This is a genomic window from Trichocoleus desertorum ATA4-8-CV12 (genome assembly GCA_019358975.1).
GTDB classification, from domain to species: Bacteria; Cyanobacteriota; Cyanobacteriia; order FACHB-46; family FACHB-46; genus Trichocoleus; species Trichocoleus desertorum_A.
Genome location: JAHHIL010000021.1, coordinates 37,208 through 55,894 on the forward strand (window position 1 = coordinate 37,208; position 18,687 = coordinate 55,894).

The window sequence follows — 18,687 nt, forward strand, 5'->3', positions numbered from 1 at the left end:
GGGTCGCAGATCAAATGTTAAGTTTATTAACGGTAAGCGACTGAACCCTTTGACTGACATGCGTGTACTTCGGCCTCTCCTAGGAATTTTGATTTGTCTACTGCTCCTCGTGACGGTGCCGCGACCTGCCCAAGCTGCTAGCTCCGCCGCCATCCGAGCTTACGACGATGTAAATGCGGCTGTTAAAGACTTTTCGGGCCAAGATTTAGCGAAGGCAGAATTTAGCAATACCAAGTTGATAGAAGCCAATTTTAGCAATGCTAACTTGGAAGGTGCGGTTTTCAATGGCTCGGTTGTGAAAGATGCCAACTTTCATGGAGTTGACTTTAGCAATGGTATTGCTTATCTCAGCAATTTCTCTGGCGTTGACCTGAGCGATGCGGTGCTTACTTCGGCAATGCTGCTCAAAACCAGCTTCCGGGGTGCCAAGATCACGGGTGCTGACTTTAGCTTTGCCGTCCTCGATCGCGACCAACTCTTGGAACTCTGCAAGTCTGCTAGTGGCACTAACCCAGTTACCGGAGTAGACACTCGCGAGTCTTTGGAGTGTTCTTAAACACTTCTAACGGTACACTTCAGGATTAACACAGTGACTCAGGCGATCGCCCTTGAGACCTGCTACCAAGTTAGCGATCGCGATATCTGCCATTTGCTTCCGAGTTTGTACGCTAGCGCTGCCAATGTGCGGCGTGATGATGAGGTTGTCTAGGTTAAGTAAAGGACTATCGGCGGAGATCGGTTCTGGGTCGGTGACATCCAGCGCTGCCCCCGCAATCTGCCTTCCACTCAGCGCCCGGTACAATGCTGCTGGGTCTACAATTGGCCCACGGGCAGTATTAATTAAAATCGCTGATCGTTGCATTTGCTCAAATTGGCGATCGCTAAACAGATGATGAGTTTCGGCAGAAAGTACCGTATGAATTGTGATGAAATCCGATTGCTGTAAGAGTTGTTCAAAGGAGACAAATTCTGCTCCTAGATCCTGCTCTAGCTCAGGCGTAGTCCGATGGAGATCTGTGTAGAGAATCCGCATCTCAAACCCTTTGGCTCGTCGGGCCATTGCTTGCCCAATGCGGCCAAACCCCACAATTCCTAACGTTGCACCGGAAACATTGGGCCCCAACAGTAAATCTGGTTCCCAAGTTTGCCATTTTCCTTGGCGAGTAAAGCGATCGCCCTCCACCACTCGTCGGGCTGCTGCCATTAACAAGGCCCAGGTGAGATCTGCGGTGGCATCAGTCAGCACTCCTGGGGTATGGCCCACGGGGATTTTGCGAGCGGTGGCAGCAGTAATATCAATGTTGTCGAAACCTACCGCCATCTGGCTAATTACTTTTAACTCAGGATTGGCTGCGATTAAAGCTTGATCAATTTGATCGGTTAGGAGACATAGTAGCCCATCGATCGCCTGTACTTTCTCTCGCAACACTTCATAAGCGGGTGGCTGTCGCTCTGGCCAAACCTCAATCTCAGCGATCGCTTCTAGCTTTTCTAGGGTTGTAGGGAGACGACGAGTAATAAAAACTTTAAATTGAGACATAATTTAGCCCTTCCATACTATGTGCAGGCTCAATCATGCAAGATTGGCAACTGCCTATATCTATCTTCGCGTCTCTTTTTCGGATCGATTGGAATTGACAAATAAGTATAGAGATCCTTAGGCAGAGGGCGATTGCAACTCATGAGTTAAAGTAAGTAGCGATCGCCTTTTTGGCTTTGCCAATGTACATCACCGATGTATCCTCATTAATGCTGATCTGGAAGCCTTTGGTTTGGCGGTAGTGCCAATAGGCGGCTAAATTATTTAGCACTGTTGCTCCAAAAATATTGAATCCTTTGATCTCCATCTCCTCAAACCCGTGCGATCGCATCAAAGCAATCAGTTCTGGGGGTTGGATAAATTTTTGCCAATCATGAATGCCTGCTGGGATTTCTCGCAAAATGTTTTCTAGCAGCCAAATCATGATCAGCTTTGACTTCAATGTGCGGTTGATGGTGTCGAAACAGAAGGTGCCACCGGGTTTCAGTACCCGATGAATCTCTGCAATGGTTTGCTTCAAATCATCCACATGCTCCAATACATCCACACAGACGACCACATCAAAAGCATTATCCAGATAAGGTAGCGCTTCGGCGTAACCGTGTTGATAAGCGATCGCCAGTTGGTTGCTAAGGGCATGTTCCTGAGCTTTAGCAATGCAGTTACGAGATTGGTCAATTCCTGAGGCGATCGCGCCTCGTCGAGCTAGAAACTCACAAGAAAAGCCACCTCCACACCCCACATCCAACACGCTTAAGCCTTGCCAATTATCAATATGGCGATCGAAATACTCAAAGCGAGGGGCGTTCAGATGGTGAAGCGCATAGATCTTAGCTGTTTCGCTCCACCACTGGTCTGCGCTCAGGTCATAAAATGCCAAATCATTAGGTTTTTGCATGGCTCTGTCAACTGAATTCTTAACCGCCTACATGAATGGCAGGTCGCCGTTACTGCACTTTTCTGACGCTTGGTCAGTAAAAAATTTGGCGATCGCTTCAGCAAACTCAGCAAAGGAGCTAAAGTCTGTTGCCTAGCTCTGTGAAGTTCTCCAGATGGCCAGTCGCGATCGCAGGCATCAAAATCGGCAATGCCCCTTCAGCAATCAAAGCTTGTGATAACCGAGCCGCATAACTACGCGGGGCAGTGATCAAAATGCGTTTGCCTTGTAAGGGGAGAACAACGGAGGGATGTAACAGATGAATTTACCTCGTTATTAAAGGGTTATTAGACGATGGGCGATCGCTCTATTTAGAAGGTGCGATCTAGCTCATTAGAGGTTTAATTGAGATTACATTGCCGTTTTTGAGAATGATGATATATAGTGTAAAACAAAACAAGCAGACCCCATATGTAGGGTTTTAAGCTAGTTTAAGTAATTTCAATCAACTTAATACTTGTTCAGTTCTCTTAACCTCTTATGCCGCAGCCAGCAGATGTTTGTATTAATCGTTTTCTTGTTCGGGAACTAAGCCACGCTGATCGAGACGTTTGGTCTTATAACTATAGATTCGAACAGTCCCCTGAACCGGAAGAGATTTATAAGGCGACAAGCAGAATTTTGTGGAATATTCGAGTACCTGGTGCAAGGCTAGAGAGTAGGATAGTTACTTCTGAAGAAATTGCTCCCGAACGCTTAAAGGGGGATGGCTGGAGTCTAGAGATAATTGGACAAGAAAAATTAAACCCTGGGAATTATCAAGAGCGCTTAGCCTTAGAACAACTCTCACGACGTTGGTTGGAGAGAGAACTACGTAAGGCTCCAGGCCATAGGCTTGACAAAGCTCCTGGTGGGGGTTTTATTTGGTGGAATGAGAAAAAGGCTGAGAACTGTGGAAGAGGATGGGAGGTTCACAGTGGTGTTCAGCTAGATGTTGCTATTAGCCATGAAGGTTGCCTTTATCTCGAAATAGATAACCACCATCGCTTTTATACGCCCTGGCTACTGCATGAGTGGTTAGAGCAATATCGTGATGTTCCTATTGATTATGTACGCAACACTTATGACGATAATTCATGGTTATTCCAACGGGTTAGCCAGGAGCAACCAAACTCAGTCTTGATTCCTAATCTAAATATCAGTGTTGGTGAGTATCATAGGCAAAAAGGCGCAAGTACGGAGGAAGTTGATAGTTCCTTAGTGATATACGTGAAAAGAGCTAACGCAAGACAGTCTGATCAGGAGATTGCTCACCTTTCGCGTCGGCTTAGGCCTAGTATCTCAATGGAAATTTTGAGCTATCTTGTTGAACAGGATCAACCAGAAGCAAAAGAAGTATTTAGGAATATTCGCAAGCCGATCGCTGAGCGACTGGAGCAAGGTGGTAAGGTCGCAAAGTGGATTATTCAGAAGCTTTATCGAATTGATGATTCTCAACCTTCGCCTCAAAAGTTGTCAGGCTTTCGTTTTGAAGCTGAACCGCTCATTACACGAACAGGTACTGTATCGAAGCCTCAAGAAGTAATCAAAAGGGGATGTTTGCGTACAGGTGAAAGTAAGTTTGGATGTCTTGACCTAAGTGGTTCACGATCCTGGCCAAGCCTCATCCGCACACAGCTTATATCTACCGCTAATGCTAGCCACTTCAACGCGCTCTACTTGGAGGAACCTCAGTGTAGAGAAGAATATCCAGACACGGATTTAGCGCGAAGACGGTTTTGGTCAGATTTTGCTGCTAGAGGAATTCTAACTGTTCTAGTAGTAAGTCCTTGGCTAACTGATGGGGTAAAAATTCGTCTCCGGCGAGAAGCTTTGCAGGCAGGAATCGCTCTCCAATTTATGCTTCCTATGCCTCGTCCTGAAAAGAGTAATGAAAAGTATAGAGCGACTAATATTACTCTTGGATTGTTGGTAAAGGCAGGCTGGCAACCTGTAGGAGTAAAGATGCCAGACCGCGACCAAGTTGCTGATATTGCTATTGGTTTTGATGCTGGTACAAATCGAAAGTTATTTTATGGCACAAGTGCATTTGCTGTGCTTGGTGATGGTCAAAGTTTAGGTTGGGAAATACCAGAGGCTCAAGTTGGAGAGCGTTTTTCTGGAGAAGCAATTTGGCAAGCAACTCTCAACATCATTGAGCGATTTAGAGACGAAGCTCAGAGGCACCCACGTAGAATTTTGCTGCTCCGAGATGGTTTAGTTCGAGATAATGAGTTTGATTTGACGATTAGAGAGCTAGAATCGGAAGGAATCGCTGTCGATCTACTGGAAGTTCATAAATCTGGAGCCGGGAGAATTGCAGACCTAAGTAACGAGTCAGGCTATGTAGATGCTCCTCTAGGTGTGGGTGTCTCTATCCAACAAGGCAAAATCTTTCGGTTAATTACCTCTCAGGCAAAGGCTGGGGGTAGTGCCCGTCCATTAGAAGTTGTTAAAGTTCATGGTGATACTTCTTTAGCTCTTCTAGCAGAGCAAGTTTTCCGCCTTAGCCAATTTCATCCAGCAAGCGGTTTGTTTGCTAGCCGTTTACCTATGCCTCTTCATTATGCAGATAAAATGATTAAAGAAGTGCAGCGATTAGGACAACTTGGAATTCTTCATGGAGTGGATCGAAAGAAAATCTTTGCTGCATAAAAGATGGAGAATTGCTATTAAGGTACAGAGACGTTCCTGATTGGTGGGGAGCTAGCCGTGAGTGATCTACAGACCCAAATACCCACTGATACTTGGCTAGCGGCATCTTGGGATGAATATTTCCAGGTGCTTGATGCTTCCGTGACTCAGCAGGCGAAGGGATATTATTACAAAGGCCACATGAGGATTGAGATGTCGCCAGTCAGCTTTGATCATGGCAAAGATCATGTCGTGATCATCTTTGCGGTCAATCTTTTTGTGGCCCTCAGAGGAATTTCAGCGACAGGTTTAGACACCACCACCTTTCGTAAAACTGGATTGCAAGAATGCCAACCCGATGTTGCTTATTATGTCGGCCCTCAGGCTCAAGCAATCCCCAATGGCACCGGAATTGTCAATCTCAACCAATATCCTGCACCTGATTTAGTAATTGAGATAGCCAGAAGCTCACTGCTTGATGACTTGGGCACCAAACGTGCACTGTATGAAGAGTTGGGCGTGCGCGAATATTGGGTGGTAGATGTGCAGAACACTCAAATTCTGGCTTACGCCATTGCCGACCAAGGCAGCAGACGGATTCAGGAATCCCAAGTGTTTTCAGGGTTAGCGATCGCCACTCTAGAATCAGCCCTCCAACGCAGCCGTGAGACAGACCAATCTCAGGTAGGAGCTTGGTTACTACAACAGTTTCAAGCTTAGTTGGCGATCGCTCCCTCAATAAATAGGGCACCTGCCAGAGATGCCCCAAGAACTTACTATTACAAAAACAATTTCAACCTGAATCGATTACTGCGGTAGCACTTGCTTCAGCGCTGCGATCAGGCGATCGACACTTTCGGGGCGGCTGTTGTAGCCCATCAAGCCCACGCGCCAAACTTTGCCTGCTAGTTCGCCTAAACCTCCACCGACTTCAATATTGTGCTCGTTCAGGAGTTGACGGGCGATCGCTTTGCCATCCACACCTTCTGGAATTCGCACCGTAGTTAGGGTGGGAAGGCGGAACTCACGATCGACGTGGGGAGTCAGGCCAATCTCTTCCAGACTTTGCCAGAGGTATTCCACGTTCTTTTGGTGGCGCTGCCAGCAGTTCGCTAATCCTTCTTCACCAATCAGACGCAGGGCTTCTCGCAGGCCATAGTAGAGGTTGATGGGAGCCGTGTGGTGATAAACCCGCTCATTCCCCCAATATTTGCCCAGCAGGTTCATATCCAGATACCAGTTCGCCACCTTAGTTTGGCGTTGCTGCATTTTGGCGATCGCCCGTGGTCCCATCGTGAAGGGAGAAGCGCCAGGAGAACAACCTAGACCTTTTTGGCTGCAACTGTAGGCCAAGTCCACTTTCCACTCATCTAGGAAGATGGGCACACCACCCAGACTAGTAACGGTATCGAGCAGCAACAAACAGTCAAACTCACGACACAGATCACCCACGCCTTCTATCGGTTGGCGGGCTCCGGTGGAAGTTTCGGCATGGACCAGAGCCAAAATCGCCGGACGGTGAGTTTCTAAAGCGGTGCGGAGTTCTTCTAGCGAGAAAACTTGGCCCCAAGGCTTGGTAATAGTCTGCATATTTGCGCCGTAGCGTCCTGCCATGTCCACCAAGCGATTGCCAAAGTAACCTGCGACACCCACCAGCACCACATCCCCTGGCTCGACGGTATTGGCGAGGGTCGCTTCCATAGCTGCTGTGCCCGTGCCGCTAACCGCGATCGTCAGGGGGTTTTCGGTTTGCCAGACGTAGCGCAACTGGGCTTGAATCTCGTCCATTAATTGCAGAAAAGCTGGATCAAGGTGGCCCACTGGCGTTTGGCTCATGGCGGCTAGCACATCCGGGTGAGCATTGGAGGGACCAGGCCCCAAGAGCAAGCGGGTAGGCGCGGCTAGAGGTGCGAGTTGCAATCGCTGAGCGTCGTTGATGGAAAGTGTTAATGTCATGGTCGGTTCTAAAGTTGTTCAGCGCATCAAGCAAGGCATACTCTCAAGTCTAAAGGCTGGTTGGACTCGAACCAAACTGCGTTAGATTTCATTATTTGAAGAGCTTGGCGATCGCGGAATCTAAATTCAGCAGTTTGTAGTCTAGGGGGCTAGCTCTCTCTTCAGTTTTAATCACTATGAATACACCACCTCAGGGAATCCCCTCTCTCCCTGACCTCACCCATCCCCAGGAGTTGATCCAATTTGGGGAGCAGGGGATGAAGTTGTTTCTGCTATTTGTCGTGCTGACAGGTCTCCTGGGAGGTGCGATCGCGCTCCTCAATCTCTCCTTGGGTCGCCGCACCAAAGTTCTCTGGACAGAAACTTGGATGCCGCAGTACAGCCTGCTACTGCGAACCGTACAACATACCACCTTAATCCTGTTGATTGTGGTCAGTGGCTTTTTTCTCTGCTCCACGCTGGCCAACCGTTATCACCATTGGGAGCAATCCCGGATTGCCGCGATCGCTAGCAATGTCGCGGGAGAACGCCTAGAACATACCGCTCCACAACTGCGATACACGGTGGAGGAACCCTATACAACTACCACGGTTGTGAATGGGCAAGTTGTGGAGGAGAAACGCACTCAGGAGGTCAGCCGCTTTCTTACCCCCAACCGTACCCAGGTAGATGTGACGCTACGACAAACCACAGACCCCGCCACCAACCGCTTGCTCTATCAGGTTGGCTTTGATAGCAATTATGAAGTGGTTAATACTTTAGATACCACTGATGATTTTTTCTTTGAAACTCCGCCACCCGTGGGCTATACCTTATTGCAAGACTATCGGGTAGAACGGAATGGCCAGCGTCTACAGCCTTCTCAGCAAAGTAACTATAGCTTTCCTCTCCGTTTGGGTGCAGGTGAGTCGGCTCAGTTCCGGATTACCTACCAAGCTGTAGGTGGTCCGCGCTGGGTTTACAGTGCAGGGTCGCAGTTGCTTTCAAAATTTCGCTTAACGGCACTCGCCAGTTTTCCCGGTGCACAATTTGCCAGTGGTATTGTGCCCACAAAAATGCAACCGGAAGGGCGGGGGACTCGCTTCACTTGGGAGTTTGCCGATAATGTTTCGGTGTTGAATCCCTTTGGTGTTTTTACAGCTACGGCTCCAGTCCGCAATACAGGGGTGTTGCCTCGGTTGCTGCTTTTGGCTCCGGCGCTGCTGCTCTGGTGGCTGTTGGTTCTGTATCTTTCGGTGCCTTTGCGGCTGCGAGATGTGGCGATCGCCTCTGGAATTTTCTTCGCCAGTCTCTTGACTCTCACCTACCTCAGCCGCATTATCCCTGCTCCTTTTGCTTGGGCTATCCTGGCTCCCGTGATATTGTTTCTGGCTTGGGGTTTGGGAAGAAATCAACGCGCCTCAATTGCTGCGGCGATCGCGACTATCAGTGGTGCAATCCTACCTGTGTTTGGCTTGCTGGTGCCGTTTACAGGGCTGACGCTGAGTTTGGCAGGGCTACTCTCGGTCGTTTGGCTCACCCTCCGTCACTGGTACGGCTGGCAACCCCGTTCTGCCAAGTAACTAAACAGTTAGACTGCAAATAGTGTTCTATTCAAGCCCCCACCCATGCCGTTGCAGCTGAATAACTTCCACATCAAGCTTTTGGCTGCAATCCTTATGGTGATTGACCATGTGGGGGTAGTTTTCTTTCCCAATGTCCTAGCATTCCGTATGGTAGGTCGTCTCAGCTTTCCTTTATTTGCGTGGCTGCTGGCGCAGGGAGAACAACATACTCGTAACGTAGAGCGCTATCTACTCAGGCTGCTGGTGTTAGGCATTGTCAGTCAGCCACTGTATGTGCTGGCCTTGCAGGGCGAATTCCTCAATATTCTATTTACGCTGACGTTAGGAGTGACGATGTTGCGGTTGAGCCGCCACTGGCCAGAACTACGCTATGGAATTTTGGCGGCGAGTATGATTGCGGCAGAACTGCTGAAGTTTGAATATGGCGCTTATGGGATTGCAATCATTGGGCTGTTATCTCAGTTTCGCTCCACCTATTACTGGTGGGGGATCTGGCTAGGATTACATCTCTTTTTAGCGATCGCTTCCAGTGAATTTGGCTTATTTCAACTCCCTGCTGCATTGGCTCCATTATTGTTGCTAATAACAAACCAGCAGAAGGGGCCGACGATGCGCTGGTTTTATACCTTTTACCCGGCTCATCTACTGTTGATTTGGGCTGTGGTTCGTAGCCAGTGACGGAGCGATCGCAGCCCCAGCCAACCGATAAAGCTGCCAATAAAATAGCTAGAAAAATCTGACCAAGTAAATGTATTTCCTAGTATGAGTCGGCCTGGTAAGGTTGCGCGCAAAGCTTGTAGCCACGGAGGTTGCCAAAGTTGCAAAAATTCTAAACCACAGGTAGCAAGGCAGACACCTGCTGCAATCCTAAAAGGAGATGTATTTGGCCAGAATAGCGCCACTAAAAAGATCCAAAAGATTTCGTAGGCGACACTGCCCGCCCCATCATTGAACCAAGCAGGGCCAAACTTAGAGAAGCGAACCCCATAACCGAGAGGTGCGATCGCCAAAATACTCAGAAATAAGGCAATTCGATATTTCAGCCAGTCACGGTGAGATGGAGTAGCCATGCGCTAGGGTGCTGAGAGAGTCTGCTCTCGGCTAAGGTTGTCACGGGCTAAAAGTTCTAATTTGGCCTGCATGTAAGGAGGCAACAAGCTCAGCAAAAGTTGATTGAATCGTGAATGACTCAACGCCAAGCGGTTGCAATAGTTTTTGCCAGTCTAAAAATAGCTCATCAGTCAGTGCTTGCACGACGCGAGGTTGAGTAGACAGTCTAGAAGTGGAGTGGATACCATTAGTTCTTGAGGCTTATCTATTCTGAAGATTGACACTCCCAGGGCTAAAGCACGTGGGATTCTTGGCTCTACGAAGTCACTTGCTCAGACAGGATTGCTCCAGCCAGAGTAGCGGTGTCTTCTCCCCAAGCGTTGCTTGCATCTCGTGCAAAAGTTCCGGTATGCCCTACCGTACTCAATCCTCGACTCAGGATGTTTCTAGCCGCATTGTGGTCACGGTCTAGCACAGTCCCACACTGGCAAGCATGGGTTCTCGTGCTGAGTGACTTCTTGACCACCACTCCACAGCTAGAGCATTCTTGGCTCGTCCCATGCGGCGGTACAGCAATGGTGATCTTCTTGAACACCTTGCCAAAATATTCCAGCCACACCCGGAACTGATACCAAGATGCGTCGTTAATCGACTTGGCAAGACAATGATTCCGCACCATGTTTTTGATGCTCAAATCTTCATAGGCGATCAAGTCGTTAGACTGAACGACGCACCGCGCTAACTTCACAGCGTGGTCTTTACGTTGCCGACTTATTTTGAGATGGCGCTTACCTAAAATCTGCCTTGCTTTGCGTCTGTTGTTTGACCCTTTGACCCGCTTTGACACGCGCCTTTGAGCCTGTTTTAATCTGCGTTCACTCTTACGGAGAAAACGCGGATTCTCAACCATCACGCCATTGGAGTCGGTGTAAAACTCTTTGAGTCCTACATCGAGTCCGATGGCACTGCCTGATGCTTCAACCGACTCAGAACGATCGACCGACACACAGAACTGAACGTAGTACCCATCAGCCCGCTTTACCAGTCGCACTCGCTTGATTTGGTCGCTCTGGTAGAAGTGGAGATCGCGGGTGCCTTTTAGCTTCAGGGTGCCGATTCCCTTTTTGTCGGTGAAAGTGATAGATTTCCGGTTTTCAGCCAGCTTCCACCCGGATGATTTGTATTCAACCGAGCGATTGTCCTTCTGAAACTGGGGAAATCCTTTCTTGCCAGGGAGTTGCTTCTTGCAGTTGTCGTAAAAGCGACTGATTGCAGACCAAGCGCGTTCAGCCGCAGCTTGACGCGCCATTGAGTTGAGTTCATTGGCAAAGGAAAACTCTTTGGCGAGGACAGCGCAGTATTTATTGAGGTCGTATTGAGTCTTACCCAACCCATCCATCCAAAAGCGCAAAGCCTTGTTACGAATGAATTGAACGGTTCTCAGAGCCTCATTAATGGCGCTGAACTGCGTTGATTTTCCGTAAGCCTTAAACTCAAGTACAATCATCCCCTTATATTATCACAGTCTACATAAAATTATTCATCTACGACTCACCGCCTTATATCCCACATACTTTAGCGGTGGGATATAAGGCGATTTCTATAAAATGGTGTACCTTAGACCAAATTAACCAAATTCTTCAATTCAGATGACCATCCTACAGTATTTCTCAAATCTGCAATTTGCTTTCCTTCCTCTTGCAAATAGTCGAAGAAAGTTTGAGCGACAACAGAAAGCTGCTTGCCTGTAGGATAGACTACATACCAATGTCGCAGGATGGGAAAATGTTCAACATTCAAAATACTGAATTGTCCGTGGTTCCCCTCCAAATTTAAGCTATGCAGCGAAAGCACAGAGATGCCTAAACCCCCGGCGATCGCTTGCTTAATCGCTTCATTGCTGCCAATTTCGAGCTTGACCTTGATTGGAATCCCATAGCGATCGAACAATTCCTGTACCACTTTGCGGGTTCCAGAACCAGGCTCCCGCATAATAAACGGTTCTTCTGCTAATTGCTTGAGAGAGATATGTTTGGCATGCGCTAAAGGATGATTGGGAGGAGCCAAGACTACTAAGGGATTTTCGACAAAGGCATAGGATTGAAGATCCAGATGCTCTGGTGGCTGGCTCACAATATAGAGATCGTCCATGTTCCCTGTCATCCGCTCTAGCACCCGTTCGTGATTGGTCACTTTCAGCGACACATCAATACCGGGATAGCGCTGGCAAAACGGCCCCAGCAATCGAGGTACAACATATTTTGCAGTTGTAATGACTGCGAGACGTAGTTGCCCCTGCTTAAGACCCTTCATATTCGCCACAGCCATTTCTAGCAAAGAGAGGCGCTCAAAAATCTCACGGCAAGTCACAAGGAGTTCTTGCCCAGCATCTGTCAAGAAAAGCCGCTTACCCACTTGCTCGAACAAAGGCAAGCCGATCGCTTGAGAGAGTTGCTTCACCTGCATGGAAATGGTGGGCTGAGTCAAAAAAAGTTCTTCAGCAGCACGAGTGAAACTGCAATGGCGAGCTGCCGCTTCAAAGACTTGGAGCTGGTGGAGTGTAATTTGTCTCACAGGTGCTACTCCGAAATGAATGATTCATAGATAGAATTCTATGATAATTATTTTCAAAGTCAATTTTTACTTATACATTTATCAGCATATCATCTTAGTCAAGAGCCTCTGCAATCTCTTGCCAAACGCTACAGCTCTGTTATAGAAAACCGTCTGGGATGAAGTAAACTTTGCTGTCAAATTGATCCTATTTTTGCTACTTCTTTTAAGCTAAGAGGTAAGAAGCTGCCATTGGTAAGTTTCCTAAGACAGTATCGGAGTAAGCAGTTACTATCACGTTGTTCGAAGCCCCTGTGTAAAGACGCTCCTGGGTGAACTTCTAGTCACAAACGACTTTTCTACTGCTTCAGACCCTTTCTCACCAGGTACCGTCAGATACTTTTTCTGTTTGACTACTGGCTATCTAACTGCTGACCATGATGCTGCCCAGCGCTAGCTCTCTTAGCGATCGCGCTGATCTGTGTTGTAAGAGGATATGACATCATGACACAAGGTGCAGCCCAATTCTTTAAAGCGGCCACCCAGGACGAAGCCTTAAAGAACAAGCTAAAAGCGACTTCCAATCCGCAAACTTTCATTGAGATTGCGGCTCAAAGTGGCTATGAATTTACTTTGGAGGATCTTAGTACAGCCATTGAGCAACTTTCGGAAGCTGAAATTGCGGCGATGATTAATCCTGGGATTGGTCCGCGTCAGCACATATTACCCAGGTGAATCCTGGGAGTTAGCTTTAGTTAATAGCTTCACTCAATAGCCTGAGTAACATGTGTGACAGCTCAAGCGATCGCCCTATCCCTAAGCTCTCGCGTTTGCTCTCCTTGGTGTTTGCTCTCCTTGGTGTTTGCTCTCCTTGGCGATCGCCTACGTTTGGTCTTTTAACTGGAATGTTTTCCTGAAAACCCACTGCATTAGGCTGGGGAAAGCGCGATTCGCTGCAATTGACATATTTGCAGAACCGACAACGACCTCGGCTTTTTTCTGGGCGATCGCACTCCAAATGGCCTGTGCCACATCTTCTGGTTTTTCTACCACAGGAACCTGGAGGACTTGTTCCAGTTGTGATTGACGAGCTTGCTGATCTTGAGTATCTTTACCCCGGAAGATCGCCCGCTGCATAAAGTTACTTTTGACCACGTTGGGATAGATGCCTGCGACATGAATCCCTTTGGGAGATAGCTCCGAGTGCAAGGACTCCGTCAGGCCAGTCACAGCAAATTTGGTTGTGCAGTAAGGAGTCAAATAAGGAACGGGAACTTTACCACCAATGGAACTCACATTGACGATGGTGCCAGTGCCACGCTGGAGGAAGTGAGGGAGCAAGGCATGAATAGCATGGATATATCCCCATAAGTTAAGGTCGATAGCTTGGTGCCAGTCATCTAAAGAAAAGGCTTCGACAGGGCCAGAGAGATATATCCCAGCATTATTCACTAAGACGTCCAAGTGGCCGTAATGCCCTAGGGCTTTTTCCACTAATGTATTTACCTGCACCGGGTCTCTCATATCCGTTACCACAGGTAATACATCTCGTCCCAGCGATCGCACCTCTTGGGCTGCTGTTTCTAGTCGATCAGTATGCCGAGCGGCTAAAACTAAGTTGTAACCTTTGTGGGCCAGAAGTAGAGCGGTTGCTTTACCAATTCCTTCAGAACCACCTGTAATTAATGCTGTAGGAGCCATACCTAAACGAGTAAACATTGCTTTACTCCTACTAGCTTGTGTAACAATAGGTTAAAAACCCTCTCACTTTCGCTGGATGTTCATTGTAAACCGGGTATAGATTGATTCAGACCCTACTATTGCTAGCTTTCAGGTCAGAAATAGCGTTATTACGGCCAATTTTGGGATTAATGGATGTTGATGGTTGAGTTATTGAGTTTCGCTGCTGAGCCTGGAGTTTTGGGCTTACCAAAGGTTGGGAGCTATTGACATCCAATGCATTACCTGAGTTCCGTGAATCAGATACTAACTAGGTTAGTGAAATGGCTCATCCGCATAACCAACCGCGTTCGAGTCAAACCACGTCGGCTGCGATCGCCTCAACCTATCTCTGCTAAGCCTACATCTGTTAAGCCTACATCTGTTAAGCCTACAGTGGTAGCCCCTCCCATCCCTAGTAATGAAGCAGAGCGTTTGGGAGCCTTAAAGGAATACAACATTCTGGATACGATGCCAGAGGAAGCATTCGATGAGCTGACGAAGCTAGCAGCTCAGATTTGTGGTAGCCCCATTTCCTTGGTTAGCTTGACGGATTCCCATCGCCAGTGGTTTAAATCTAAATTTGGTATAGATGCCGTAGAAGTTCCAAGAGAGCAAGCCTTCTGTGCCCATGCGATCGCTCAGCCAGATGAGTTGTTTGTAGTTCCAAATATGCTGGAAGACGATCGCTTTGCTGAGAATCCCCTCGTCACCAGCGATCCCAGCATTCGTTTTTATGCAGGAGCCCCTCTCGTTACACCCGATGGTTTTCCCTTAGGCACGCTTTGTGTGCTCGATCGCATGCCTCGCAATCTCACCCCTGAGCAAAGAGAGGCATTGCAAGTGCTGGGGCGACAGGTGATTACTCAAATGGAACTGCGCTTGCAAATTGAGAAGCTAGAACGCCAAATTTTTCGCTATCAACAAGCAGAAACCAAGTTGCGAGCCTCCGACCAGCAAGTCGTAGACCTATTAGAGGGCATGACCGATGGGTTTTGGGCCTTAGATCCTCAGTGGCGTTTCACCTTCGTCAACCAAAAAGCAGGCCAAATTTTACAGAAACCCCCAGAAGAATTGCTAGGTAAAGCGATTTGGGAGGTTTTGAGTGACTTAGCAGGTTCAAAGTTTGATCAGGAATTTCATAAAGCTGTAAGTCAACAAATCAGCGTTAATTTTGAGGAGTTTTACGCTCCCCTAGGCCGTTGGATTGAAGTGCGAGCGTTTCCTTCCTATGAAGGTCTATCTGCTTTTATCCATGACATTACAGTGCGACGGGTGATGGAAGAAGCTTTGCGCTATCAGCAAGAGCAGGCAGACCGTCTCCTCTCAAACACATTGCCCGCCCCGATCGCCAAACGCCTCAAGCTACAAGAAGATACGATCGCGGATAGTTTTGAGGAAGTCACGATTCTCTTTGCCGATCTCACCAATTTCACTCAATGGGCCAGTGAAATTACCCCTACTGCGCTAGTTAGCTATTTAAATGAGATTTTCTCTGTTTTTGATCAACTCACCGAGAAACATGGGTTAGAAAAAATCAAAACCATCGGGGATGCTTATATGGTGGCAGGAGGATTACCTATCCCTTCCGAGCATCATGTAGAAGCGATCGCGGAGATGGGACTAGATATGTTGAAGGCGATCGTCCAATTCAACACCAAACATGGAACGAAGCTAAACTTATGTGTTGGCATCAACACTGGGCCTGTGGTAGCAGGGGTAATCGGCACCAAAAAGTTCTCCTATGATCTGTGGGGAGATACCGTCAACCTGTCCAGTCGCATGGAATCTCATGGCTTACCCGGTAGAATTCAGGTAACTGAAACCACCTATCAGCGATTGCAGAATTTGTACTTGTTTGAAGAGCGAGGTCTAATCGAGGTCAAAGGCAAGGGGTTGATGAAAACCTATCTCATGCTTGATAAGCAAGCTCAAACCTAACTTGATTTATTCTCTTTTCTGTCATTGAGCCAAGACACTGCAACAAGTTAGGCTTAATTCACTTTGGCTCTGAAACGTACGAAGCCGTAAGAACCTGCGGGCGTTCCAGGAGCAGTCGCTCTTGGGAGGGTACCCAGATTAACCATAACTGCCCCATTGCCATTGGTGCTGGTATTCGTCGCAGGACAGGGCTGAGGGCTAGTGCCGCCCGTTGGGAGGGGAACTGATGCGCCAACTGCATAGAACCCACCTGCATCTCTATCAACCAAATCGGTGTAAGACACTTGAGCACCATTAACAGAAGTCGCGATACTACGAGTTGCTCCCGCTGTTCCGCCTGAACCTGCTGTTACAGTGCTATAAGCATTCGTCACCAAGGTTTGATTGAGGGGCACGAGATCACACAACACGACACTTTGGGCATCTGCTCCCCCGTCAGATAAGAAATAGATAGTGTATTCGACTTCATCCCCAGATCGTACGGCACCACCATTGACGACGCCTTGTAGAGAGGTACTCGTGGGGGAAGGCCAGTTGGTAGCTATATCATCGTTGCCTGGGCCATCTATAAAACCTGTTCTACTCGTGGTATTGATGGCGGTAATTCGCTTGACCAAACGTACTTGAGAAATACCTGCGATCGCATCACTACCTAGATCATTGGTGGTGTTTTTATCTCCACCGCCAGCAACCATAGCTGTGTTGACAACAGCTGCCGATGAATCTCGCCGAACTGTAATGGTAATGGGGTTGCCAGAACTGCTAGCAGCAATGGCGTTACTAGTCGTGCAAGTCACTGTCGTGTTAGTCGCATTGAAGGAACAAGTCCAACCTGTGCCCGTAGCTGATTGATAAGTTAAACCTGTAGGGAGCTGATCAGTAACTGTAATAGTGCCTGATGTAGCTGCAAAACCAATATTTTTTACAGTCAATATAAAGTTACTATTTTGGTCGAGTAGGAACTTGTCAGTATGAGTTTTGGTAATCGTTAAATCTGGAGCACTGACATTAACATCTGCGGATGCCGTGTTATCTGCAAGGTTTTGATCCACATATCCTGTAGGTGGAGCAACTTGAGCTGTATTAGGAATAGTGCCAGTTGCTGAGGGTGCAACAGTTCCAGTGATAGTAATAATGGCAGTACCACCGCTTTTTAAGTTGAGAAGCGCGCTAATATCATTACCCGCTACAGTCAGTGTACAAGTGCTACCTCCACTTGGGTTGCAAGTAGGTGTGGGAGTAGTCGAAACAGTAATGGCAGGGTCAACAATGTCGCTTAGTTTTGCTCCTGTAATATCGAAACCACTGTTGTTTGCAACTTTAAGGGTGTAGGTAATATTGCTATTAGGACTGGCACTGGTAATGGGGGTAGCAGAACTACCCGTTAATCCAACTGTTTTGGTGACAGCTAAGTTAACAGGAGCATTAACGGTTGTTGTGTCAGTGGACTTATTGTTAGCACTAACAATATCGTTAGCAGTTATTACTTCAGCAGTATTAGAAATTGTGCCTGTTGTATTCGGCTTGACTGTTAAAGTGATATTGCTATTCGCTTTAGAGGCTAAAGGACCAGGGCTGGTACAAGTTACCGTCCGATTGGTTCCGTTGTAACCACAAGTCCAACCACTGCCACTAGCAGAAACATATTCTAGGGATGTAGGCAGTACATCTGTAACTGTGATGGTTCCAGTAGTGGAGAGCGTCCCTGCGTTTGAGACATTCAGTGTATATTGCCCATTAATACCATTAGCAAAAGTGCTAACTCGGGTCTTCTGAAGCATGAGGTCAATGCCAGCTGAAGGGGCAAAGGCAGTTACGGCAAATAAGTTTGCTCCCGTACCAACGTCAGCGTTGTAGTGGTAGCTACTTCCAGAGAAGTCATAAATAATGTTAGTTAATGCGCCGCTACCTGCTGACAAAATTTTAATTGTGTAAACGGTTGTGACATTATCACCAACCTTTTCACCAACATAACCGCTGGGAATGGAGGGGTTATCACAAGTCAGGTTGTTGTGATAGTAGGTACTGCTGGGATTGTTTTCCCAACCGCAGGCATCAGCATAAACAACGTTATTAGTGGAGCCAGACGGAGATGAATAGGTTGTAGAAACAGAAAGGAGCTGGAAAAAACCAGGTAAAACAGGTAAGAATGACAGCTGTTCGTATCCACCAGGGGCAGTGTGTCCCTTAACTGTATATTGAACAATGTCTCCTACAAAGACGGTGCTGGGTCCAGAAATGCTATCAACTGCGTTTCTCGATTGAGATACCAATTTTTCAACATACAATTCTCGATTTTGAGGTGTTGTGATAGTCCCTAACCCTGTGGCAGTGGCCGAAATATAAAACTGCTGCCTAGTGCTAGCGGTAGCAAGGGTAGAATAGGCTAATCTATCACGAGCAATTTTCACGTTGAAGTAGAAATCAGAGCAGTTACTGGGGGTAGGTCCTGTATTCCCTGGAGGTAGAGATGTAGTACCTGCGGGCAGCGAAGGGATAGAAAGAGTGCTAGCTCCGAATAAGCCGATATAGCTACTGCCTCCAGTTTTAACAAAGGAAGCTGTGACGTTAGTTGCAGTAGTATCACCCACGTTACAAACCCGAGCCCCTTCTAGAAACTGATCAGGACCTGCTCCACCGAGCATTTGAGAGGCAACACTATCTAAACCAATTACGTTCCAAGTGATAGGAGTGATAGTAAGCTGGGGAGCGGCGATCGCTGGGGTAGTAATCCCTAAAGTAGCACCAGCGAGAGTGAGTGCAGCAGGAGCCAAGAGCTTGAGATTAGGAAAGCGTTGAAGTTTCATAGCTTT

Annotated in this window: 15 protein-coding genes; 7 read left to right on the forward strand and 8 right to left on the reverse strand. The window is 47.6% G+C overall.

The annotated features are described in order from the left end of the window. Window positions 1–58: 58 nt before the first annotated feature. Entirely contained in the window at window positions 59–556 is a 498-nt protein-coding gene (locus KME12_15795) for a pentapeptide repeat-containing protein (GenBank protein ID MBW4489252.1), read from the forward strand. A 6-nt stretch (window positions 557–562) separates the two neighbouring features. Here the strand turns inward: KME12_15795 and KME12_15800 are convergent, their stop codons facing one another. Continuing rightward, window positions 563–1,540, reverse strand: coding sequence for a D-glycerate dehydrogenase (locus KME12_15800; GenBank protein ID MBW4489253.1), 978 nt, complete (start codon window positions 1,538–1,540; stop codon window positions 563–565). Window positions 1,541–1,679: 139 nt separating this feature from the next. Further along, window positions 1,680–2,438 (reverse strand): bifunctional 2-polyprenyl-6-hydroxyphenol methylase/3-demethylubiquinol 3-O-methyltransferase UbiG, encoded by a 759-nt coding sequence (ubiG, locus tag KME12_15805; GenBank protein MBW4489254.1) that lies wholly within the window; start codon window positions 2,436–2,438, stop codon window positions 1,680–1,682. Window positions 2,439–2,957: 519 nt separating this feature from the next. Between ubiG and KME12_15810 the strand changes: the two genes are divergently transcribed. After that, on the forward strand, window positions 2,958–5,111 hold the full coding sequence (locus KME12_15810; protein ID MBW4489255.1) for an argonaute PAZ domain-containing protein: 2,154 nt from the start codon (window positions 2,958–2,960) through the stop codon (window positions 5,109–5,111). A 57-nt stretch (window positions 5,112–5,168) separates the two neighbouring features. Continuing rightward, window positions 5,169–5,810 carry a Uma2 family endonuclease gene (locus KME12_15815; protein ID MBW4489256.1) on the forward strand — a complete coding sequence of 214 codons (642 nt, stop codon included), beginning with the start codon at window positions 5,169–5,171 and terminating at the stop codon, window positions 5,808–5,810. 87 nt (window positions 5,811–5,897) lie between these two features. Here the strand turns inward: KME12_15815 and KME12_15820 are convergent, their stop codons facing one another. After that, entirely contained in the window at window positions 5,898–7,046 is a 1,149-nt protein-coding gene (locus KME12_15820) for an alanine--glyoxylate aminotransferase family protein (protein ID MBW4489257.1), read from the reverse strand. Window positions 7,047–7,222: 176 nt separating this feature from the next. Here KME12_15820 and KME12_15825 point away from each other — a divergent pair, with 176 nt between their 5' ends. Beyond that, window positions 7,223–8,608, forward strand: coding sequence for a hypothetical protein (locus tag KME12_15825; protein MBW4489258.1), 1,386 nt, complete (start codon window positions 7,223–7,225; stop codon window positions 8,606–8,608). 45 nt (window positions 8,609–8,653) lie between these two features. Further along, window positions 8,654–9,289 carry a conjugal transfer protein TraX gene (locus KME12_15830; GenBank protein MBW4489259.1) on the forward strand — a complete coding sequence of 212 codons (636 nt, stop codon included), beginning with the start codon at window positions 8,654–8,656 and terminating at the stop codon, window positions 9,287–9,289. Here the strand turns inward: KME12_15830 and KME12_15835 are convergent. The 3 genes from KME12_15835 to KME12_15845 all read right to left on the reverse strand — a co-directional run bounded on the left by KME12_15835 (window position 9,250) and on the right by KME12_15845 (window position 12,235). Continuing rightward, window positions 9,250–9,681 (reverse strand): DUF2809 domain-containing protein, encoded by a 432-nt coding sequence (locus tag KME12_15835; GenBank protein ID MBW4489260.1) that lies wholly within the window; start codon window positions 9,679–9,681, stop codon window positions 9,250–9,252. The two genes, KME12_15830 and KME12_15835, sit on opposite strands and share 40 nt — an antisense overlap. Before the next feature lie 296 nt (window positions 9,682–9,977). Further along, window positions 9,978–11,168, reverse strand: coding sequence for a transposase (locus KME12_15840; GenBank protein ID MBW4489261.1), 1,191 nt, complete (start codon window positions 11,166–11,168; stop codon window positions 9,978–9,980). A gap of 110 nt (window positions 11,169–11,278) precedes the next feature. Continuing rightward, window positions 11,279–12,235 (reverse strand): LysR family transcriptional regulator, encoded by a 957-nt coding sequence (locus KME12_15845; protein MBW4489262.1) that lies wholly within the window; start codon window positions 12,233–12,235, stop codon window positions 11,279–11,281. 483 nt (window positions 12,236–12,718) lie between these two features. Here KME12_15845 and KME12_15850 point away from each other — a divergent pair, with 483 nt between their 5' ends. Further along, window positions 12,719–12,949, forward strand: a complete 231-nt coding sequence (locus KME12_15850) for a Nif11-like leader peptide family natural product precursor (GenBank protein MBW4489263.1) — start codon at window positions 12,719–12,721, stop codon at window positions 12,947–12,949. Between the two features lie 147 nt (window positions 12,950–13,096). Here the strand turns inward: KME12_15850 and KME12_15855 are convergent, their stop codons facing one another. Further along, window positions 13,097–13,915 (reverse strand): SDR family oxidoreductase, encoded by an 819-nt coding sequence (locus tag KME12_15855; GenBank protein MBW4489264.1) that lies wholly within the window; start codon window positions 13,913–13,915, stop codon window positions 13,097–13,099. A 297-nt stretch (window positions 13,916–14,212) separates the two neighbouring features. On the opposite strand from KME12_15855, the gene KME12_15860 reads away from it, so the two are divergent. Continuing rightward, complete coding sequence (locus KME12_15860; protein MBW4489265.1) at window positions 14,213–15,874, forward strand: PAS domain-containing protein; 1,662 nt, start codon at window positions 14,213–14,215, stop codon at window positions 15,872–15,874. A gap of 53 nt (window positions 15,875–15,927) precedes the next feature. Here the strand turns inward: KME12_15860 and KME12_15865 are convergent, their stop codons facing one another. Next, window positions 15,928–18,681 carry a DUF11 domain-containing protein gene (locus KME12_15865; protein MBW4489266.1) on the reverse strand — a complete coding sequence of 918 codons (2,754 nt, stop codon included), beginning with the start codon at window positions 18,679–18,681 and terminating at the stop codon, window positions 15,928–15,930. Window positions 18,682–18,687: the final 6 nt, after the last annotated feature.